General features: G+C 69.9%; 20 protein-coding genes. 10 read left to right on the forward strand and 10 right to left on the reverse strand.

Features of this window, described 5'->3' with window-relative positions:
• Window positions 1-173: 173 nt before the first annotated feature.
• The 3 genes from MKK58_RS11245 to MKK58_RS11255 form a co-directional block, all read right to left on the reverse strand.
• Window positions 174-1,469, reverse strand: a complete 1,296-nt coding sequence (locus tag MKK58_RS11245; protein WP_243912157.1) for an AmpG family muropeptide MFS transporter — start codon at window positions 1,467-1,469, stop codon at window positions 174-176.
• Window positions 1,470-1,479: 10 nt separating this feature from the next.
• Window positions 1,480-1,665, reverse strand: coding sequence for a twin transmembrane helix small protein (locus tag MKK58_RS11250; protein ID WP_243912300.1), 186 nt, complete (start codon window positions 1,663-1,665; stop codon window positions 1,480-1,482).
• Between the two features lie 106 nt (window positions 1,666-1,771).
• Window positions 1,772-4,465: a TIGR02302 family protein gene (locus MKK58_RS11255; protein ID WP_243912158.1), complete on the reverse strand. Its 2,694-nt coding sequence runs from the start codon at window positions 4,463-4,465 to the stop codon at window positions 1,772-1,774.
• 194 nt (window positions 4,466-4,659) lie between these two features.
• On the opposite strand from MKK58_RS11255, the gene MKK58_RS11260 reads away from it, so the two are divergent.
• On the forward strand, window positions 4,660-5,187 hold the full coding sequence (locus MKK58_RS11260; RefSeq protein ID WP_243912159.1) for a tellurite resistance TerB family protein: 528 nt from the start codon (window positions 4,660-4,662) through the stop codon (window positions 5,185-5,187).
• 13 nt (window positions 5,188-5,200) lie between these two features.
• Here the strand turns inward: MKK58_RS11260 and lysA are convergent, their stop codons facing one another.
• The 5 genes from lysA to MKK58_RS11285 all read right to left on the reverse strand — a co-directional run bounded on the left by lysA (window position 5,201) and on the right by MKK58_RS11285 (window position 9,011).
• A complete protein-coding gene (lysA, locus tag MKK58_RS11265; protein ID WP_243912160.1) occupies window positions 5,201-6,481 on the reverse strand; it encodes a diaminopimelate decarboxylase in 1,281 nt (426 codons plus the stop codon).
• Between the two features lie 64 nt (window positions 6,482-6,545).
• Entirely contained in the window at window positions 6,546-6,899 is a 354-nt protein-coding gene (lptM, locus tag MKK58_RS11270; RefSeq protein ID WP_243912161.1) for an LPS translocon maturation chaperone LptM, read from the reverse strand.
• 101 nt (window positions 6,900-7,000) lie between these two features.
• A complete protein-coding gene (locus MKK58_RS11275) occupies window positions 7,001-7,300 on the reverse strand; it encodes a 3',5'-cyclic-nucleotide phosphodiesterase (RefSeq protein ID WP_243912162.1) in 300 nt (99 codons plus the stop codon).
• A gap of 182 nt (window positions 7,301-7,482) precedes the next feature.
• Entirely contained in the window at window positions 7,483-8,226 is a 744-nt protein-coding gene (locus MKK58_RS11280) for a hypothetical protein (protein ID WP_243912163.1), read from the reverse strand.
• Between the two features lie 170 nt (window positions 8,227-8,396).
• Window positions 8,397-9,011 (reverse strand): DUF1134 domain-containing protein, encoded by a 615-nt coding sequence (locus MKK58_RS11285; RefSeq protein ID WP_243912164.1) that lies wholly within the window; start codon window positions 9,009-9,011, stop codon window positions 8,397-8,399.
• A 168-nt stretch (window positions 9,012-9,179) separates the two neighbouring features.
• Between MKK58_RS11285 and MKK58_RS11290 the strand changes: the two genes are divergently transcribed.
• Window positions 9,180-9,656, forward strand: coding sequence for a hypothetical protein (locus MKK58_RS11290; RefSeq protein ID WP_243912165.1), 477 nt, complete (start codon window positions 9,180-9,182; stop codon window positions 9,654-9,656).
• Between the two features lie 83 nt (window positions 9,657-9,739).
• Here MKK58_RS11290 and MKK58_RS11295 read toward each other — a convergent pair whose 3' ends face one another.
• The gene (locus tag MKK58_RS11295; RefSeq protein WP_243912166.1) at window positions 9,740-10,609 is read right to left on the reverse strand and encodes a 3'(2'),5'-bisphosphate nucleotidase CysQ; all 870 of its coding nucleotides are present in this window, start codon (window positions 10,607-10,609) and stop codon (window positions 9,740-9,742) included.
• 143 nt (window positions 10,610-10,752) lie between these two features.
• Here MKK58_RS11295 and chpT point away from each other — a divergent pair, with 143 nt between their 5' ends.
• The 6 genes from chpT (at window position 10,753) to MKK58_RS11325 (ending at window position 17,376) form a co-directional block, all read left to right on the forward strand.
• A complete protein-coding gene (gene chpT / locus MKK58_RS11300) occupies window positions 10,753-11,484 on the forward strand; it encodes a histidine phosphotransferase ChpT (RefSeq protein WP_243912167.1) in 732 nt (243 codons plus the stop codon).
• Between the two features lie 134 nt (window positions 11,485-11,618).
• Window positions 11,619-14,306, forward strand: coding sequence for a hybrid sensor histidine kinase/response regulator (locus MKK58_RS11305; RefSeq protein ID WP_243912168.1), 2,688 nt, complete (start codon window positions 11,619-11,621; stop codon window positions 14,304-14,306).
• Between the two features lie 34 nt (window positions 14,307-14,340).
• Window positions 14,341-14,826, forward strand: coding sequence for a chemotaxis protein CheW (locus MKK58_RS11310; RefSeq protein WP_243912301.1), 486 nt, complete (start codon window positions 14,341-14,343; stop codon window positions 14,824-14,826).
• A gap of 16 nt (window positions 14,827-14,842) precedes the next feature.
• Entirely contained in the window at window positions 14,843-15,226 is a 384-nt protein-coding gene (locus MKK58_RS11315) for a PleD family two-component system response regulator (RefSeq protein ID WP_243912302.1), read from the forward strand.
• Window positions 15,227-15,310: 84 nt separating this feature from the next.
• Window positions 15,311-16,486: a chemotaxis response regulator protein-glutamate methylesterase gene (locus MKK58_RS11320; RefSeq protein ID WP_409565231.1), complete on the forward strand. Its 1,176-nt coding sequence runs from the start codon at window positions 15,311-15,313 to the stop codon at window positions 16,484-16,486.
• A complete protein-coding gene (locus tag MKK58_RS11325; RefSeq protein ID WP_243912169.1) occupies window positions 16,483-17,376 on the forward strand; it encodes a CheR family methyltransferase in 894 nt (297 codons plus the stop codon). Before MKK58_RS11320 ends, MKK58_RS11325 begins: the two co-directional genes overlap by 4 nt.
• 209 nt (window positions 17,377-17,585) lie before the next feature.
• Here MKK58_RS11325 and ctrA read toward each other — a convergent pair whose 3' ends face one another.
• On the reverse strand, window positions 17,586-18,287 hold the full coding sequence (gene ctrA, locus MKK58_RS11330; RefSeq protein WP_019903129.1) for a response regulator transcription factor CtrA: 702 nt from the start codon (window positions 18,285-18,287) through the stop codon (window positions 17,586-17,588).
• Window positions 18,288-18,709: 422 nt separating this feature from the next.
• Between ctrA and fliI the strand changes: the two genes are divergently transcribed.
• Both fliI and fliJ read left to right on the forward strand, forming a co-directional pair.
• The gene (gene fliI / locus MKK58_RS11335; protein ID WP_243912170.1) at window positions 18,710-20,065 is read left to right on the forward strand and encodes a flagellar protein export ATPase FliI; all 1,356 of its coding nucleotides are present in this window, start codon (window positions 18,710-18,712) and stop codon (window positions 20,063-20,065) included.
• 91 nt (window positions 20,066-20,156) lie between these two features.
• A complete protein-coding gene (gene fliJ / locus MKK58_RS11340; RefSeq protein ID WP_056190161.1) occupies window positions 20,157-20,564 on the forward strand; it encodes a flagellar export protein FliJ in 408 nt (135 codons plus the stop codon).
• Window positions 20,565-20,661: the final 97 nt, after the last annotated feature.

Here is a 20,661-nt window from a genome sequence, read left to right on the forward strand (position 1 = left end):
AAACGGTTCCGGTTGGACCGACCTTGTCTAGCATGGCCTCTTGCCTGGGCGGCAGGCGTCATGGCTCCAATAGCGGTTCGGGAACGCCGATAGCCGCCGAGTGAGACCGCGGGGCCACACATGGACGCCATGTGCCAGGCCATCGCCCGCCCCGGGGATTAGGGACCGGGCGGTCAGGACGCGGATGCAACGGCGGGCTGCGCACCCGCCTGCTGCCGGCGCCAGACGTACCAGCACAGCAGCGCGACGGGCAGGCCGATGACCGACGTCGCCACGAAGAACCAGACGAACCCCGTGGCCTCGATGACGAAGCCGGACGCGCCCGCCAGAAGGCTGCCGGGGAGGGCGCACAGGGAGGTGAGCAGGGCGTACTGGCTCGCCGCATGCTCCGTCGCCGTCAGGGACGACATGTAGGTGATGAGGACGATCGACGCGAAGGCGTAGGCGAAGCTGTCGATGCTGACGGTGACGGCGAAGGTCCAGAAGGCGCCGCCTCCGTCGCCCCCGTGCAGGGCGAGGTAGGCCAGGCTGAGATGCGAGGCGGACCCGAACACCGTGCCGGCCACGAGGCTCGCCATGATGCCGATCCGGGGAACGATGTAGGAGGCCAGGAAGGTGCCCCCGAGGGCCACGCCGAAACCGAACAGCTTCGTCACCGTCGCGATGTCGGTGTTCGAATAGTGCAGACTCTTGAAGAGCGGCATCGCCATCGCGCTGGAGACGTAGCCGGGCATTCGGAAGCCCGCCACCATCAGGAGGACCGGGACCGCCATGGGGCCGAGGCGTCCGATGAGGTCGCGGATCGGGGCCACGATCGTCTCGACGAAGCCGGCGTGCACGGGCGCCCCGCTCCGGTCGGATTCCGGCTCGGGGGCGAGGAGCGCGGCGGCGAGTCCGGGCGCCATCGCGACGGCCATGCAGAGATAGGCGGCCCGCCAGCCATAGGCGTCGGCGAGATAGAGCGCGCCGGCGCCGGCCGCGAGGTTGCCCATACGCCAGCCGATCTCGGCCCAGGACGACATCAGCGATTGCCGCTCCAGGGGCGCCACGGTGATGCGCCAGCCATCGATGACCACGTCCTGCGTCGCGCCCGCGAAGCCCAGTGCGAGGGAGAACACGATGGTCCAGGCGAGCCAGTGCGCCGGATCGCCGAAGGCGATTCCCGCGAGCGCCAGGATCACGCCGATCTGCGAGACGATGATCCAGCCCCGTCGGCGGCCCAGCCAGCGGCCGAACACGGGCGCGTCGTAACGGTCGAGGAACGGCGCCCACAGGAACTTGAACTTGTAGGCCAGCGTCAGCTCGCTCATGAGGCCGAGGATGCCGATCGGCACCTTCGCCTCGGAGAGCCACGCCGATTGCGTCACGTAGACGAGCAGGAAGGGAATGCCAGAGCTGAAGCCGAGGCCCAGCATTGCCGCGATGCGGCGATCGCCGGCGAGCCCCTTCAGCGCATCCCGGACACTCATGCCGGGCGCGTCAGGCCGAGCGCCACCAGACCACGCCCATGATCAGGATGATCGCCAGGAACTGGAGCAGGACGCGCAGGCGCATCAGCTTCTGCGAGACGTTGGCACTGCCGCCCCGCATCATGTTGACGAGGCCGAGGAGCAGCACGGCCGCCACCGCGAGGCAGGCAAGGAGAACGAGGGTGTTGGAGGAGATCACGGCGTGACGTCTCGCGGCTGGCGGATCTAGTATTCAGGTCTGCTCCCTATGGACCCCGCAAGGCGCGGAGCCCATGGGGCAGGGCGGCGCATCGGCGCTCCCATCAGTTCCGACGGAGCAGGCGCTCGAAATAGTCGAGCTCCTCGCGGGGACGGCTCGGGTCGCCGAGCTTGCGGCGCAGTTCCTCCATGATGCGGCGGGTCCGCTGGACGGCTGATTCGTCCGCCGTCGGCACGCGAGCGTTACCGTTGGACATGTCGCGGCCCTTGGTGGGGCGGCCGAGCGGGTCGTCCTCGCGGTTGCCGGCCTGGCCCTGCTGGCTCGGCTGCTCGCCGCCCTCACCCTCGCCTTTGCCCTCGCCGTCGGCTTCCGCCATCTCCTGCATCTGCTTCTGCATGCCCTCGGCGCCGCGCTTCAGCCCATCGAGGGCCCGGCCCTGGGCATCGACCGCATCGCCCTCCTTGCCCTGCCCGAGGGCGCCTTCGGCCTCGCGCATCGCCTCCTCGGCATCCGACAGGCCTTCCTCGCCCTGCATGCCGAGATCCTTCATGCGGCGTTGAAGGTCCTCCAGCCGCTCGCGCAGAGCCTGCTGGCGCTGACCGGCGCCCTTCTGGCCCTCACCCTTCTGGCCTTGCTGCCCCTGGCCTTGCTGGCCCTGACCCTGTTGACCCTGGCCCTGCTGACCGGGCTGACCCTTCTGTCCGTCCTGCTGCTGACCCTGCTGGCCACGCTGTGGGCGTTGGCCCCGTTGACCCTGGCCCTGCTGGCCGCGCTTGTCCTGACCGTCCTTGAAGGTTTCGTCGCGCAGGTCCTGCTGCTCGCGGGAGAGCTTGTCGAGCTCGTCGGCCTGCTTACTCATCTCGCGGCCGTTCGGGTCCGACTTGCCGCCCGGTTCCGCCGTCTGAAGGTTCTCCAGGGTCTCGCGCAACTGGTCGAGGAGCCGCTGCGCCTCCGCGGTGTCGCCGCGCTTCATGGCCTCGGCCATGTCGTTCAGCATCTTGTTGAGGTCGTCCGGCGTCACCGTCTTGGCGTTCGGGTTCGGCTGGCTCTTCTCGCCCGGGGGCTTCCCGTCCTTGCGCTGGCGCTCGGCCATGCCCTTCATGAACTTGTCGAGGGCCTGCTTCAGGTCCTCCGTGAGCTTCTTGATCTCTTCGTCGGGCGCGTTGCGCTCGATGGCCTGCTTGAGGTTGTCCTGGGCGGCCCGGAGGCTTTTCTCCGCATCGGAGAGATCACCGTCCTCGATCTTGAGAGCCATCTCCCAGAGCAGGTCCGCCACCTCCATCAGGGCCTCGTCGCTGCGAGCGGCCCGCAAGCGGCGCGAGGCGGTCTTCAGGCCGAGGAAGACGCTTGGCTGAGGCGTGAATCGGTCCGGCGCGATGAGGAGCGCGTCGAGGGCGGTCAGCACGCGTCCGCGGCTCTCGTCGGGGGCCGTGATCAGGCGGCGGCGCTCCTCGGCCAGCGCCCGGGCCAGGGGCTGCGCGAAGATGCGGGCCGGCAGGGTGATCTCGGCGGTCGGCGTGCGCCCTTCCTGCCCGGCCTCGTCCTTGACCACCAGGGTCAGGCGCACGCGCGCGCCGGACCAGGGATTGTCGGTGAGGTCGACCAGCGTCTTGGTGTCGTGCTCGCCCGTGGCGTCGGCGGGCAGCGCGAGGGCGATGCGCGGCGGCGGCACCAGGGTCCGGGTGTTCGCCAGCGGCTCGACGAGGCCCTCGGCCGAGGCGATGCCGTAATCGTCCTTGGCCCGGTAAGTCAGGTTGAAGGTACCGCGTGCATTGACCTCAAGGCTGCCGATGCGCTGCACCTCGGGTGGGGTATCGGGGATCGTCTCGACGACGAGGTGCTGGGTCGCGCCGCCCGTGGCGATGGTCAGGTCCGCGACGCCGCCGACCAGCTGGAAGCGGTCCTCGCGTAGATCCGATCGCGGCACGTTTCCGGATGCCTCCGGTAGCTTGCCAGACGCCTGCGGCAGCTTGCCGGGAATCGCCTTCAGGCCCGCATTCGGGGTCAGCACGGCCTCGCCATGGCCGGCGATGCGCACGATCAGGGTGGAATTGACCGGCGCGCGCAGGGTCTGACGCTCACCGTTCATCGTGACGACGAGGGGCGGCAGGCGTGTGTAGAGCGGTGGATCGATCCATCCGTCAACGCGGAAGTCCGGGCCGGGCGATGGCGGAGCCCGCCAGTCGAAGGCGCCGAGGATACGCGGGCGCCACTCCGCACCGGCGACGAACAGGCTCGCCACGGCCCCCACGATCAGGGCGGCGCGCAGGGCGAACGGATCGCGCCGCGCCATGGCCGGACGGGGCGGCCCGGCGCGCAGACCCGCGACGGACTCTGCCGCGCGCGCCTTGTGCAGGGCCCAGAGCGCTTGCGTCGCCGGATCCTGCGTACCCACCGCCAGGGTGTCTTCCAGCGACGAGGCCGGGGAATGTCGGGTGCGTCCGCTGGCCGCCGCCTCGCGGTCGATCCGCGCCAGGGCATCGCGGCGCGAGCCCGGGCGCAGGCGCGCCAGGGGCAGCAGCACCACCGCGAGGGCAACCGCGAAGAGAGCGAGGCCGACGATGCGGCCCAGGGGCGGCAGGTCGAGCCAGAGGCCGAGCCAGGACAGGATCAGATAGGCAAGCACGAGCCCGATGCCGCGCCATAGGATGGGCCACGCGGTTTCCCAAAGCCCGGCCGCCTGCGATCGGGCGACCAGCCGGTCCAGGCGCTGCCGCAGCGCGCTGTCGGCATCGCCCGCGGATTCCTTGCCTGTCAGGTCCCTGCCTCGTGAGGTCGCCGGGTCGGCCTCGCCCATCGTGTCTGGCTCCTCCGCGCGTCGCTCAAGGCGCCGCGCCTGCCCGCAAGGCTAGCATGGTGGAGACACCGTGCGGCGGGGTCAAATCAGCCCAGGTCTTCACCGCGTCGACGCGGGCATGGCAAGCGGGTGAACCCTGCCCGGCCCTTGCGTGTTGCTGCCTCGACCCCACACCGAAAGACAGGATGCCCGCCATGGTGGATGCCACGCCGTCGGTCGACGCCAAGCCGATCGTCGATGCCCTGGTGCGCTCGCGCCGCAGCGGCCTCCTCGCCGCCACCGCCCTCGGCGGCCTCGCCCTCGTGGCCGGGCTCGCGGCCCGGGCCCTGCAGGGGGCCGAAACGACGGAATCGCCCGCGACCGAGCCACCGGTGACCGAGGACGAGGCCCGGATCATGCTGCGGGCGATGGTGGCCGCCACCCTGGCCGACGGCCAGATCGATGCGGACGAGCGCCGGCGGCTCGAGGCGGCCGTCCAGGCCGCCGGGATCGAGCGGGACGGCGCGGCCTGGCTCGAGGCCGAGATCGCCGACCCAGCCGACGTGGACGAGATCGCCGAGCGGGTGCGAACGCCCGAGCAGGCGACGCGGATCTACTCCGCCGTCCGCCTCTCCGTGCTCGCCGATACGCTGCAGGAGCGGGAATTCCTCAAGATGCTGGCCACGGCCCTCGACGTGCCGAGCGAGGCCGTCGCGCGGATCGAGGCCGAGATCGACACCTGAGCCGCCAATTCGCTCAGGCGGCGGGCGGGCTCAGCCAGTCCGGCACCCGGTCGAGGCCGATCAACTCCTCGTAGGTCTGGCGCGGACGGACGACGGCGTGGTCCGCCCCCCGCACCAGGACCTCGGGCACCAGGGGCCGGGTGTTGTAGGTGCCGGCCTGGACGGCCCCGTAGGCGCCGGCGCTCATCACCGCGATCAGGTCGCCGGGCGCGACCTCAGCCATCTCGCGGCCAAGCGCAATGTAGTCGCCGCTCTCGCAGACCGGGCCAACGACGTCCGCGACGATCCGGGCCGTGTCGTGCCCGGGCTGCCGGACAGGCCTCAGGGCATGGTAGGCGTCGTAGAGCGTCGGGCGGATGAGGTCGTTCATCGCCGCGTCCACGATGACGAAGGTCCGTCCCTCGGTGCGCTTCACGTAGATCACGCGCGTCACCAGGATCCCGGCATTCCCGGCGATCATCCGGCCGATCTCGAAGACCGGGCGCAACCCCAGCGGGGCGAAGTGCGGACGCAGGATCGCCGACAGGGCGGCCGGCTCAGGGGGCGGGGCGTTGTCGTCGCGGTAGGGTATGCCGAGGCCGCCGCCGAAATCGATGTGGTGCAGGGCGTGGCCCGCGGCCATCAGGTCGCGAGCGAGCCCGGCAAGAAGGCCAGCCGCGTGGTCGAAAGGCGCCAGATCCGTGATCTGACTTCCGATATGCATGTCGACGCCGGTGACCGCGAGGCCGGGCAACTGCGCGGCCTGGGCGTAGACCGCCGGGGCACGGCCGATGGGGATGCCGAACTTGTTCTCCGACTTGCCCGTCGAGATCTTGGCGTGCGTCCCGGCATCGACGTCGGGATTGACCCGGATCGAGATTGGGGCCGTCATCCCCAGGCTGGTGGCGACGGCCGAGAGTTCGGCGAGTTCCGGCTCGCTCTCGACGTTGAAGCAGTAGATCCCGGCCTTGAGGGCGGCGGCCATCTCGGAGCGGGTCTTGCCGACGCCCGAGAACACGATGCGCTGCGGATCGACGCCGGCCGCGAGGGCCCGGCGCAGCTCGCCCTCCGAGACGATGTCCATGCCGGCACCGAGGCGCGCCAGCGTCCTCAGCACGGCCTGATTCGAATTCGCCTTCATGGCGTAGCAGACGAGGGCGTCGTCGCCGCCGAACGCCTCGGCGAAGACGCCGTAATGCCGCTCCAGCGTCGCGGTCGCGTAGCAGTAGAAGGGCGTGCCCACGCGCTCGGCGAGGTCCGCCAGATCGACGTCCTCCGCCTGAAGACGTCCGTCGCGATACTGGAAATGGTGCATCGGCCTGCCTGCGAGCCTTCGCACGGGAGCGTGCACGGGCCTCGAGAATGTTCGCGCCCCGCTTCTACAGCAGCGGATCGAGCAGGAAAGGCTGTTTCGGGATCACGTAGCCCCGCTTGGCGCCGCGCGTGGTCTTCACCGCCGGTTCGGCCCCGGAGCCCGGCACCGCGAGCGTATCGAGTTCATCGCCGCTGCGCACGGCGTCGGGTGACGGCGCCGCCGTTCCGCCGCCGAGGCCCACGCTCTGGGGCAGGGCGCGGGGGCTCGCCAGACCCGGAAGGCCCGGACGCGCCACCGCGCGTGCGGCCTCCGTGCCCGGTGGCGGCTCGAGGGCGCCACGCCGTCCGCAGCCGGAGGTGGCGAGCGCGACGAGACCGATCACGGCGATCGCGGGAAGATGGCGGGAACGGAGGAACATCAACGCTTGCGGTCCGGCACTCGATCGGCGTCAGCATAGCCGTTGCGGACGCGCGAAGCGAGCCGAACGGCCACGCTGTCCCGCACCGTGGCCGCGTAGCCTCAGCCCTTCTTCTTGCCGTCTGTCTTCTGGTAGACGTCGATGGCGCGGCGGCAATTCTCGGAGAGCTTCGTCCAGTTGGTCTGGAAGCACTTGTCCAGGGCCGGGTCGTCCGTGGCGAGGTTGCCGCAATAGGTGAGGTAATCGCCGGTGCAGTACTTCTTCAGGGTCTCGTTGCCGCGCTTGGTCTGCGGGGCAGCCCCACCCGACGGCTGAGCCGCCGGCTGGGCCAGGGCAGGCGCGACCGCAACGGACGCCGTTGCGGCGAGAGCGAGGGCGAGCGACGTAAGCTTGAGGGCCATTATGGACGCAGTCCGTCTCGTGAAACAGGGAATGGGCGATCCGATGAAGCGCCGACATGGTCGAAACATGGCGCGCGGATGGTCACCGCATGGTCAGGGCGCCTTCTACGCCGCGCTCTCGGCTTCGCGCAACGTGTGCGGCGTACTCCGCCGCACATCACGCGATCATTGACGCGCAGGATTCAATTCGGTTGCGCCGGAAGCTGAAAGGCGGTCGCCGGCGGCAGGCGCTCGCGCTGCAGCAGGCTGTCGGCGACGTCGGAAATCCGACGGCGCAGGTCGGCCGCCTCGCCTTCGCGCCGCGCCATAACTTCGGCCAGGGCCTCCTCCGCGGCGGCGAGACTGGCGCGCAGGGTCTCGCGCTCGGCCACCAGGGTGGCGGTGAGATCCGGCACGCCGGATTGCGCGACCGCCTGGACGGGTCGCTCCTGCAGCGGAGCCTGCGCGTCCCGCACCGCGAACAGGTCGTCGAGCACCTCGCGATGCGCCTCCTCCAGCACCTGGAGCGTCGCAGCCTCGATCGCCGCGTCCTGGCGAACCCGCTCGAGGTCGCGCTCGACGGCGCTCAGGGTCTCGCGCGTGGCGGACATCGCCGCCTCGCGCTCACGCAGGGTCGCGTCGCGGTCCTCCACCGTCCGGGCCAGAGCCGCGGCTTCCAGGGTCCGGGCGCCGATGGCCGCGAGGTCCGCGTGCCGGTGGGCCGTCACCGCCTCGACCCGCCGCTCGAGGCGGCGCTGCGTGACGGCGAACTGGGCCCGCAGGTAATCCTTCTCTGCGGCCACCTCGGACAGGGAGAGGGGCAGGCGCGACTCGATCCGCCGTCGTGACAGGCGGGCCGCCCGCGCGTTCACCGCCGGCAGCAGCAGCAGGCCACAGAGGCTCGCGGCCAGGAAGCCGAGGACGAAGATCATCACGGATTCGATCACGCGGGCACGCTCTTCCAAGACGCCGGAGATGGGTCACAGACCGGAGGCGGGACATCGCCGCATGCACGCGCGGCGCCATCCGTCTCAAGCTCTGTTTAGCCCATTTTCGGGTCAGTTGGGCAAGGCACACCGACCCGGCAAACGTCACGGCCGCGCGTGAGCCCTGCGCATCAGAACGGATTCCAGGTCGGCCGGTCGGTGAACTTCAGGTAGCCGATATTGATGCCGAGCCGGGCGCCGACGCCGGTCCGGATCGGTACGACTACGACGTTGTTGGCCGTGACCGCCGTCATGCCGAAACCGCCGACGAGATAGGCCGAGCCGTCGACGCCGCCGAATCGCCGGTAGAGTCCGGCGACGCTGGGCAGATTGTAGACCAGCATCATGGTCCGGTCGCCGTCGCCGCCGACGTCGAAACCGATGGAGGGACCCTGCCAGTAGATCCGGCGCTGCCCGGCATTGCGGGTATAGAGCGTGCCCTCGCCGTAGCGGACGCCGCCCACGATGGCCCCGGACGCCTCCTGCCCGAGGATGTAGCCGTTGGGTTCGCCCCAGCGGCGTGAGGCTTCCTCGACGAGCTGGGCGAGACCGCGCGACATCGAGCCGAAGAAGCGATGGCCGTTGTCGACGAGTTCCTCCGGCCGGAAGGTGCCGGGTCGACCCTCGACCGCCTCGACGGCACGGGCCGAGACCCCGACGAGCAGGGTTCCGGCGAGGCCGGCCAGCAACGCGCGGCGGGTCGGGACGGCGGGCGCGGACTGGGCGACCCGGATGTTCGACGACATGCCTCGTTCCTCCTCGTGACCTCGGACTGTTCGTTGCGCGCTAGCGTCGCGCTAACCCTCTCGGGGCTAGGACCATGAGCGCCCCGGACACCGAACAGGCTATCGTTCGGCGCCCGGGCCGGCCGTGCGCCGGCATACCCCCGCGACCATCGCTCAGATCAAAGCAAGATGTGGTTAACGCGCCGTCACCTGCTGTCCCTCGCCCTCGCCCTACCCGCGACGGCCGCGCGTGCGACGAGCCTCCCCGCTCGGCCACCCGGCCCGATCGCCCTGGCGGGCTTCGATCCGGTGAGCTACTTCCTGGGCGCGCCCGAGGCCGGGTACGCAGCCTTCGAGGCTGCCTGGGCCGGTCGAACCTGGCGCTTCGCACGGGCCGCCAACCGGCAGGCATTTCAGAGCGATCCCGTACGCTACGCGCCGCGCCTCGGCGGGTTCGACCCGATCGGCATCCTGGCCGGCCGCCTCGTGGATACCGCTCCGTCGATCTTCGCCTGCCTGCCGGACGGGGAGGGGCTCGCACGGCTCTACCTGCTGCGTAACCTCGAACACCGGGCGCGCCTGCTCGCGGAGCCCGCCTTGGCCGATCAGGCGGAACGGCGCTGGCCGGACCTTCGGGACCAGATCGAGCGGGATTTTCCGGACTAGGTATCTTTCGCCGAACCGGCACCCCCTTCGGCGAAGGATGCGCAAGCAGGGGCCGGGACAGCGTTCGCGCCCCGCGACGCCGTTCAGGCGCGAGCCGGGCTCTCGCTGCGCGCGGTATGCCGAGCGCCGCGTGCGGCCGGGCTGCGCTCGGGCAGAACGAGGTCGTCTGCGTAGCCCGCGTGGCCGAGGGCCGCGAAGGGGCCGTTGCGATAGTGCCGCGTGTAGTGCCCGTAGGTCATCGGGCGCCCGGCCGGCGCCACGACGCAGCCGCCGGCCACGGTGAGAATGTGGTCGCCGGCCGCCGTGTCCCACTCCATCGTCGGTCCGCAGCGCACGTAGATGTCGGCCTCGCCGGCCGCGATCAGGCAGAACTTCAGGGCGGAAGCCGCCGAGCGGGTGGCACCGATCTTGAGCGCCTCGAGGCAGAGTTCGGTCTCGTGATCGCAGTGGCGGTTGCTCGTCAAGGCGACGAGGCCCGCATCCGGCCGCGGCCGCACCGCGATCGGCGCCAGGGCGCCGGGACGCCCGTCCGAGACGGTGGCTTCGAACGCCCGCGCGCCGGCACCCCAGACCCGCCCGAGACCCGGGGCGGCGAGGGCGGCCGCGACCGGCCGGTCGCCGGCGATCAGACCGATATTCACGCTGTACTCCGGATTTCCGGCCAGGAAGTCGCGGGTCCCGTCGAGGGGGTCGACGAGGAAGAACAGCGGCGCGGGCGGATGATCGTAGGAAGATTCCTCCGCGATGACCGGGATCTCCGGCCAGCGACGGTCGAGTTCGGCGAGGATGAAGGCCTCGGATTCGGCGTCGGCCTGGCTCGCGGGTGATCCGTCCGGCTTGATCACGTGCGGGCAGTCGCCGCCGTGATGTCGCTTGAGGATCTCGCCCGCGCGGCAGGCAATTTCCATCAGGGCGGTCGCAATACGGTCGCGGGTTGGCGCATCTATCGACATAATCGCAGCGAGAATGCCTGTCTCGTCGGATCTTGTCGACCCGGATCTCGGGCGGTCCGGGCGCTTTTCAAAGCAATCGGCGCCGTCTATCGGTGCCGTACACGACCGGACGCGGCCCGAAAAACGCCTGCGCGGAGCGCTTCATGACCCCCCTCGATCTCGACGCCCTCGACCTTTCCGCCCTCCTGTGCTCGCGGGTCTGCCACGACGTGATCAGCCCCGTGGGCGCCATCGTGAACGGCCTGGAGGTCCTTGAGGACGAGAGCGACACCGCCATGCGGGAATTCGCCCTCGAGTTGATCGCCAAGAGCGCCCGCCAGGCCTCGGCCCGCCTGCAATTCGCCCGGATCGCCTTCGGGGCCGCCGGGTCGGCCGGCGCTTCGATCGATGTCGCCGATGCCGAGAAGGTCTCACGCGGCATGTTCGTCGACGACAAGACGCAGCTCGCCTGGAGCGCGCCCCAGGCGCTCTTCCCGAAGAACAAGGTCAAGCTCCTCCTCAACCTCGTGATGATCGCCCAGAGCGCGATCCCGCGCGGTGGTCTGATCGACGTCACCGTCCAGGGCGATGGCGAGGCGCCGACCCTGACCCTGAAGAGCAAGGGCTCGCATGCGCGCATCCCGGCCCACGTTGAGGCCCTGATCGCCGGCACGCCCGAGACAGGCAGCGTCGACGCCCACGGCATCCTGCCGTTCTATGCCGGCCTCGTCGCCCGCGCGGCGGCCATGGACGTGCGCTTCTCCATCGAGGGCGACACGGTGACGATCGAGGCCACACCCACCGCCGCGGCGATTCCCACACCCCCGCCGGCCGATGCAGGCCCCGAGGCGGACCGCCCCTCGGATTCCGAGCCGCCGGAAACGGCGCTCGCCTGAGCGGATCGCGGGAGTTCAGCGAGGATCTATGCTGTCTCCCGCTTTATTGGCGGCTGTGAAACTCTTCCCTAACCGGTTCGCCCGCAAGGTCCCGTTGCACAGACTGTAGTGCGCGTATGGACCGAGTGCCTCTCATGGACGACTTGTTGCGTGAGTTCCTGACCGAGAGCGCCGAGCATCTCGATACCGTCGATGCCGAGCTCGTCCGGTTCGAGCAGGATCCCAACAACCAGACGATCCTGCGGAACATCTTCCGCCTCGTCCACACCATCAAGGGCACCTGCGGCTTCCTCGGCCTGCCGCGCCTGGAAGCCCTGGCGCACGCCGCCGAGACCCTGATGGGGCAGTTCCGCGACGGCATGCCGGTGACCGGCCCGGCTGTGAGCCTGATCCTCGTGACCCTCGATCGCCTGAAGGCGATCCTCGGCGACCTGGAGGCCACCGGTTCTGAGCCCACCGGAAGCGACGACGACCTGATCGGTGCCCTCGAAGTGATGGCCGCCACGCCGGTGGCGGCGCCCGCACCCGTGGCCGATATCAAGCTGCCGGAGCCGGTGGCCCGCGAGCTCAAGCCGGGCGAGGTCAGCCTGGAGGATCTGGAGCGCGCCTTCATGGAGGCCGAGGGTCCCGACCCGTTCGACGCGCCCGTGGCGCCCGTCCCCGAGCCGATGCCGGCAGTCTCCGTCGCCGTCGAGGCCGAGGCACCCGTGCCGGCTCGGAGCCGGGACACGGCGAAGGCCGCCGACGCGCCCGCCGCGCCGGAGGGCGAGGGCGGCGTCGCGAAGGTCCAGACCATCCGCGTCAACGTCGATACCCTCGAACACCTCATGACGATGGTGTCCGAGCTGGTGCTGACCCGCAACCAGCTCCTCGAGATCGCCCGCCGCCACGACGATTCCACCTACAAGGTGCCGCTGCAGCGCCTCAGCCATGTGACGGCCGAGCTGCAGGAAGGGGTCATGAAGACCCGGATGCAGCCGATCGGCAATGCCTGGCAGAAGCTGCCCCGCGTGGTGCGCGACCTGTCGTCGGAACTCGGCAAGCAGATCGAGCTCGTCATGAGCGGCGCCGAGACCGAACTCGACCGTCAGGTCCTGGAGGTCATCAAGGACCCGCTCACCCACATGGTGCGCAACTCAGCCGACCACGGCATCGAGTCGTCGGCCGACCGCAAGGCCGCCGGCAAGCCGGCGCGCGGCACCATCCGCCTCTCCGCCTATCACGAGGGCGGCACGATCACGATCGAGATCGCCGACGACGGCAAGGGCCTCGATCTCGCCGCCATCCGCCGCAAGGCCGTGGAGCGCAAGGTCGCCTCCCAGGCCGAGGTCGAGCGGATGACCGACGCCCAGGTGGCGAAGTTCATCTTCCATCCCGGCTTCTCCACGGCCGCGGCCATCACCTCGGTCTCGGGCCGCGGCGTCGGCATGGACGTGGTCAAGACGAACATCGAGCTCATCGGCGGTGTCATCGACATCAACACGCAGCTCGGGCGCGGCACCACCTTCACCATCAAGATCCCGCTGACGCTCGCGATCATCGCCGCCCTCATCGTCAAGGCCGGCGACCAGCGCTACGCCGTCCCGCAGGTGGCTGTGCTGGAACTCGTGCGCGTCGACAAGGCGACGGCGCAGAAGGTCGAGCGCATCAACGGCTCGCCGGTCCTGCGCCTGCGCGAGCGCCTCCTGCCGATCGTCACCCTCACGGGCGTGCTCGGTCAGGATCAGGCCGCGGACGCCGTGGATTCCGGCTTCGTGGTGGTGGCGCAGGTCGGGCGCCAGCGCTTCGGCATCCTCGTGGACGAGGTCTTCCACACGGAGGAGATCGTCGTGAAGCCGATGTCCTCGAAGCTGCGCCACCTGCCGCTATTCGCCGGCAACACCATCCTGGGCGACGGCGCCGTGGTGCTCATCGTCGATCCCAACGGCATCGCCCAGCATGTCAGCCAGGGCTCGCAATCGGGCGGCGTGCCCGTGGAGGCCGAGGTCGAGGAGACGGAAGCGGCCGACGCCAAGGCGACACTCCTCGTCTTCAAGGGCGGCAAGGGCAGCTACAAGGCGGTCCCGCTCTCCCTCGTCACCCGCCTTGAGGAGATCGAGTCGGAGAAAGTCGAGTGGGTCGGCGGCCGTCCGCTGATCCAGTATCGCGGCCGCCTGATGCCGCTGGTCCCCGCCGATCCCTCGATCGAGATCCGAAGCTCCGGCAAGCAGGCGCTCGTGGTGTTCTCGGACGGCGAGCGGGCCATGGGCCTCGTGGTGGACGAGATCGTCGACATCGTCGAGGAGCGCCTCGACGTGGAGATCTCGGCCGACAGGTCCGATCTCATCGGCTCCGCCGTGCTGCGCGGCCGCGCCACCGAGATCATCAACATCGCCCACTTCCTGCCGCTGGCCTACGACGACTGGGCGCGCGGGCCCAAGAAGGCGGAGAAACGCGGCTCCACCCTGCTGCTCGTGGACGACTCCGCCTTCTTCCGCGACATGCTGACCCCCGTGCTCAAGGCCGCCGGCTACAACGTCGTCACGGCGGCGAGCGCCGACGAGGCGGTGGCGACCCTGCTGAGCAACGGCCGCATCGACCTCGTGGTCTGCGACCTCGAAATGCCGGGACGCAACGGCTTCGACCTCGTCGGCGCCATGCGCCGGGCCGAGGGCCGCGTCGCCACCCTGCCTGTCATCGCCCTGACGGGCACGATCGGGCCCGACGCCATCGAGCGGGCGCGCACCCTCGGCATCGCCGACCTCGTGGCCAAGTTCGACCGCAGCGGCCTCGTCGCGGCCCTGTCCGAACTCGACACCACCCGCCTCGCCGCCGCCGCCTGATCGGCCCGTCCCCTTCCCGGAATCCCCGACCATGATGCAGGCCGCCAACAGCAACGCCACCGACACCCTCGCCACGCACGACTTTGTCACCGTCTTCGTCGGCGAGACCATGTTCGGGCTGGCCATCGACCGGGTGCACGACGTCTTCATCCCGGCCGGCGTCACGCCGGTGCCCCTGGCGCCGCCGGAGATCGTCGGCCTCCTGAACCTGCGCGGCCGCGTCGTCACCGCGCTCTGCCTGCGGCGCCGGCTCAGCATGGGCCCGCGCGTGGGGGAGGGCGCCCAGATGGCGATCGGATTGGAGCAGGGCGGCGAGACCTTCGCGCTCATCGTCGACGGCGTCGGCGAAGTGCTCAAGCTCGGCGCCGATACCCACGAGCCCGTGCCGATCAATCTCGATGCGCGCTGGCGCGACCTGACGCTCGGCGTCCACCGGCTGGACGGCCGCCTCCTCGTCATCCTCGACGTGGACGCCCTCCTGGCCTTCGGCACGAACACCCGCACCGTCGGCGCCGCCTGAAGAGGGAGTGGGAATGATGAAGACCTGTCTCATCGTCGATGATTCCGCCGTGATCCGGAAGGTGGCCCGCCGGATCTTCGAGACCATGAACTTCCAGGTCGGCGAAGCCGAGGACGGCGAGAAGGCGCTCACCGCCTGTGGTGAGTCCATGCCGGACGCCATCCTGCTCGACTGGAACATGCCGACCATGGACGGCTACGATTTCCTCCGGGCGCTTCGGAAAACGCCGGGCGGCGAGAAGCCGAAGGTGCTGTTCTGCACCACCGAGAACGATGTCGGCGCCATCGCGCGGGCGCTGCATGCCGGCGCCGACGAATACATCATGAAGCCCTTCGACCGTGACATCGTCACGGCGAAGCTCGCTCAGGTCGGCTTCCACGGCGAAGCCGACGCCGCCTGACGCGTAAGCGCGGGACCGCCACAGATCCGGTCCCGAACGCCCCGCTCCCCCATCCTCCGCGTCACCCGAAGCGTGAACCCCTCCATGATGGCTGCCCCAGTACCGAACTACGCGGCGGGTCACGCGGCGCCGTCTCCGGCGGGCCAACGCGTCCGCGTCCTCATCGCGGACGATTCCGCCGTCGTGCGCGGGCTCGTCGCCCGCTGGATCGCGGAGGCCGGCCATGAGGTCGTGGCCACCGCCTCCAACGGCCGGATCGCCCTGGAGTCGATGTCGCGGCACGATCCCGACGTGATCCTTCTCGACATCGACATGCCGGAACTCGACGGCACCCAGGCCCTGCCGTTGCTGCTCGCCAAGAGCCCCGGTGTCCAGGTCATCATGATGTCGACGCTGACAACGCGGAACGCCGACATCTCGCTGCGCTGCCTCGCCCTCGGGGCCGTCGACTACATCCCGAAACCCGAGAGCAACCGGGGCGTGACCACCTCGGACGCGTTCCGCACCGACCTGATCGAGCGCGTCCGCTTGTTCGGCTCCGCCCGCGCCCGCAAGCGCGGCCCCGCCCTCGCCGTCGCGCCGGTGAGCCATGGCACGGCCGCCCCGTCCCCCGTCTCGGCCCTGCGCCCGACCGCGCCACTGGTCCTTCGACCGAAGGCGCGCACGGGTATCGCGCCCCGCGTCCTGCTGGTCGGTGCCTCGACGGGTGGTCCCCGCGCGGTCGGCGAGGTGCTGGAGAAGATCGGCAGCGCCACCCTGCGACAGTTTCCCGTGCTCATCGTGCAGCACATGCCGCCCGTCTTCACCGCCGTGTTCGCGGAGCATCTCGGTGCCCGCACTGGCCTGCCGGCGGCCGAGGGCAAGGCCGACGAACGCCTCCAGCCCGGGCGCATCTACGTGGCGCCCGGCGGGCGACACATGGGCCTCGGCGGCTCGCGCCAGGACGTGACGATCCGGCTGCACGACGGCCCGGTGGTGAATTTCTGCCGGCCCGCCGTGGACGTGCTGTTCCAGGACGCGGCCGCGATCTTCGGGGCCTCCGCCCTCGCGGTGGTGCTGACCGGGATGGGGTCGGACGGCACCGGGGGTGCCCGGGCGCTCGTGGAGGCCGGGGCGGCCGTGCTCGCGCAGGACGAGGCCACCAGCACGGTCTGGGGCATGCCCGGCAGCATCGCCAAAGCGGGCCTCGCCCAGGCGATCCTGCCGCTGGCCGAGATCGGCCCCGCGTTACGCAATCTACTGATGGGACAGGGCGCATGACCGAACTCGAGTTCGACTTCCTGCGCAACTATCTCAAGACCCGCTCGGGCCTCGCGCTCAGCGCCGAGAAGCGCTACCTCATCGAGAGCCGGCTCGGTCCGGTCTGCCGACGCTTTAACCTCGCGGGCCTCGGCGCTCTGGTCAACGCCCTCAAGGGCAGCCGGGATCTCGCCCTGGAACGGGCCGTGGTCGAGGCGATGACCACCAACGAGACGTTCTTCTTCCGCGACCGCACGCCCTTCGACCTGTTCCGCGACGTGCTGCTGCCGGAGGCCATGGCCCGGCGCGTTGCGCAGCGCCGCCTGCGCATCTGGTGTGCGGCAGCCTCTACCGGCCAGGAGCCTTACTCCCTGGCGATGATGCTGCAGGATGCCGCTCCGCGGCTCGCCGGCTGGCATGTCGACCTCGTCGCCACGGACCTCTCGACCGAGGTCCTGGAAAAGGCCAAGGCTGGGCTCTACAGCCACTTCGAGGTGCAGCGCGGCCTGCCCGTGCAGTCGCTGATCAAGCATTTCGAGCAGATGGGCGAGCAGTGGCGCATCTCCGCCAGCCTGCGGCAGATGGTGGATTACCGCCCTCTGAATCTGCTGCATCCCTTCGATGCCCTGGGCACCTTCGACATCATCTACTGCCGTAACGTGTTGATCTATTTCGACGCGCCGACGAAGGGCGACGTCCTGGGGCGCCTCAGCGCCAGCCTCGCGCCGGACGGTGCGCTGCTGCTGGGTGCCGCCGAGACCGTGATCGGCCTGACCGAGAAGCTGGTCCCGAACGCCCAGCATCGGGGCCTCTACGTGCAGGCCAGCGCCGCCGCCCGTGCCCCGGCCGCCCGCGTGCTGCCCGGCCTACCCGCTTCCGACCCGGGTCTGCGCAGGGTGGTCGGTCTCTGAAGAGGTTACGAGCCGCGAAGGATCGCGGCCCCGGGACGCCGGCGCACAGGCCGGGCTTCCCGGGGCTGAGCATGTCGGCGGACACGCGCGTGGTTCGCGATCCGACTTCTCCGAGGTCCCGGGACCGATCGCTCCGCGGCGAAACAGGACGCCAAATGAAAAAAGGCCCCGCTCCCGCGGGGCCGTTTCGTCCGTCTCCTCCGAAGAATTCAGACGGCGATGCGTTCTTCGCCCTCGTTGGGTTCGCGCAGCACGTAGCCGCGGCCCCAGACGGTCTCGATGTAGTTCTTTCCGGAAGAGGCGTTGGCGAGCTTCTTGCGCAGCTTACAGATGAACACGTCGATGATCTTGAGCTCGGGCTCGTCCATGCCGCCGTAGAGGTGGTTGAGGAACATTTCCTTCGTGAGCGTCGTGCCCTTCCGCAGCGAGAGGAGTTCCAGCATCTGGTACTCCTTGCCGGTGAGGTGCACGCGGGAGCCGGAGACCTCCACGGTCTTCTGGTCGAGGTTCACGATGAGGTCGCCCGTGGTGATCACCGACTGGGCGTGGCCCTTCGAGCGACGCACGATGGCGTGGATGCGGGCGACGAGCTCGTCCTTGTGGAACGGCTTGGTGAGGTAGTCGTCGGCGCCGAAGCCGAGGCCCTTCACCTTGTCCTCGATGCCCGCCATGCCGGAGAGGATCAGGATGGGGGTCTTCACCTTGGCGACGCGGAGGTTCCGGAGCACCTCGTAGCCCGACATGTCGGGCAGGTTCAGGTCCAGCAGGATGATGTCGTAGTCGTAGAGCTTGCCGAGGTCGATCCCTTCCTCGCCCAGGTCGGTGGTGTAGGTGTTGAAGCTCTCGGACTTGAGCATCAGTTCGATGCTCTGCGCGGTTGCGCTGTCGTCCTCGATCAGAAGTACCCGCATCGTCGGTCCCCAGCCCAGCCGGCCGTGTGCAGCGTACGGGCAAGCCCCCGCCGTTCGTCCGCCACCGGCCCGTGGCGGACGCTCCCTCGTCATTGACGTGAAACGCTATTCGTTAATCGTTAACAAAACCTGATTCACGGATGCAAGCACGCAATTGGACCCGATTTCCGGCCACGCTTCTCGCCGTTGACGGTCTGTTCTCGTAAGACCGTTTGCCGGCTCGACGCGGACCGTCCGCGTGTCCCCTCAAGTCCCTCGCCCGTAAACGCTTCTCGCAGGATGTCTCCCCGGCGCCACGGCATCGGAATGTCGTGGCCCCGGGCAAAGATTTCTCGGATCCCGGCCGGAGCCGGCGGCCTGCTACAAGCCCGATGCACACAGTGTTAAGGAGGGAGGTAAACGAATGGTTGAGAGAGTCGCCGATGACGGAACGCGACCCTAGCGTCGCTCGCTTGCGCCTGGCTGGCGCGCGGGCTGCCCTGGCCGACGTGCAGGTGCTGGAGACCTTTGGGCGCGTCGTCGCCATCCGGGGGCTCCTCGTGGAGGTGGCCGGACCCGTGGCGGCCATGCGCCTCGGTGGCCGCCTCGACATCGCCGTGGAGAACGGCCTCGGCGCCGTGCCCTGCGAGATCATCGGCTTCCAGGGCGACCGGGCTCTGGCGATGCCCTTCGGCTCCCTGGAAGGGGTGCGCCGCGGCTGCCCGGCCATGGTCCGCGACGAGGCCGCCGGCGCCATCCGACCCTCATCGGGGTGGCTCGGACGCACCATCGATGCCCTAGGCCGCCCCATCGACGGGCTCGGGCCCCTGGCGCCGGGACCCGTCGTCTATCCCTTGCGCGCCGACCCGCCCCCGGCCCATGCACGGCGGCGCGTGGGCCCGCCCCTCGATCTCGGCATCCGCTGCATCAACACCTTCCTGACCATGTGCGCGGGGCAGCGCATGGGCATCTTCGCGGGCTCGGGCGTCGGCAAGTCCGTCCTGCTCTCGATGCTGGCGCGTTACACCGCCGCCGACGTGGCGGTGATCGGCCTCGTGGGGGAGCGCGGCCGCGAGGTGCAGGAATTCCTCCAGGACGACCTCGGCCCGGCGGGTCTCGCCCGTTCGGTCGTCGTCGTGGCCACCTCCGACGAGCCGGCCCTGATGCGCCGCAACGCCGCCTACGTCACCCTGGCGGTGGCGGAGTATTTTCGCGACCAGGGCGCGCAGGTGCTCTGCATGATCGACTCGATCACGCGCTTCGCGATGGCCCAGCGCGACATCGGCCTCGCCGCCGGGGAGCCGCCCACCGCCAAGGGCTACACGCCGACCGTGTTCAGCGAGTTGCCGCGCCTCCTAGAGCGGGCGGGCCCGGGCACGGGGCAGGGGGCGATCTCGGGCCTCTTCACCGTGCTGGTGGAGGGCGACGACCACAACGAGCCCGTGGCGGATGCCGTGCGCGGCATCCTCGACGGGCACATCGTGATGGAGCGCGGCATCGCCGAGCGCGGGCGCTACCCGGCCATCAACGTGCTGCGCTCCGTCTCGCGCACCATGCCCCGCGCCTGCGACCCGACCCATCTGCCGACCGTCAGACGGGCCCGGCGCCTGCTCTCCACCTATGCCGACATGGAGGAACTGATCCGACTCGGCGCTTATCGGGCCGGGGCTTCAGCGGAGGTCGACGAGGCGGTCGCCCTGATGCCCGAAATGGAGGCTTTTCTGGGTCAGGGTAAGGAAGAAGCAACTTCGATCGGCGAGGGTTACCGTCGCCTGGCAGAGATCGTCGGCGCGCCATAGGGGAGACGCCCCGGCGCGGCGCATCGAAGCCGGCCCGGCGCGCAAGCAAGGCGCCCCGGCAAGCCGTGCGTTGCGTGGAGTGAGACCGTCCATGAAATCCCGTGACACATTGATCCGGCTGCGACGCTTCCAGGTCGACGAGAAGCGTCGGCGCGTGACGCAGATCGAGATGATGAAGGCGGATTTCACCCGCATGGCGCTGGAGCTCGACCGCGAGGTCGCCCACGAGGAGAGCCGCGCCGGCATCTCCGACCCGGCGCATTTCGCCTACCCGACCTACGCCCGCGCCGCCGCCACGCGTCGGGACAACATGCGCCAGTCGGCCGCCGCCCTGGAGGGCCAGCTCGCCGAGGCCAAGGCCGAACTCGGCGAGGCCTTCGAGGATCTGAAGAAGATCGAGATCCTCGATGACCGCGAGCGGACCGCCGAGCGGGCTGCGGAAGCGGCCCGTGACCAGGCCGCCATGGACGGCATCGGTCTGTCCCGCATCCGCGCCTGACGCTCCCCGGACCGGCCTCGGTAAAGGCCGGCACGAAACCGTCATGATCCCGTGGGATGAGGCGGTCCGGCGGGTCCGGTCGCGCGCTTGCGGTGCA

Origin of the sequence: Methylobacterium sp. J-078, assembly GCF_022829285.1 — a bacterium.
In the GTDB taxonomy this organism is placed as follows: domain Bacteria; phylum Pseudomonadota; class Alphaproteobacteria; order Rhizobiales; family Beijerinckiaceae; genus Methylobacterium.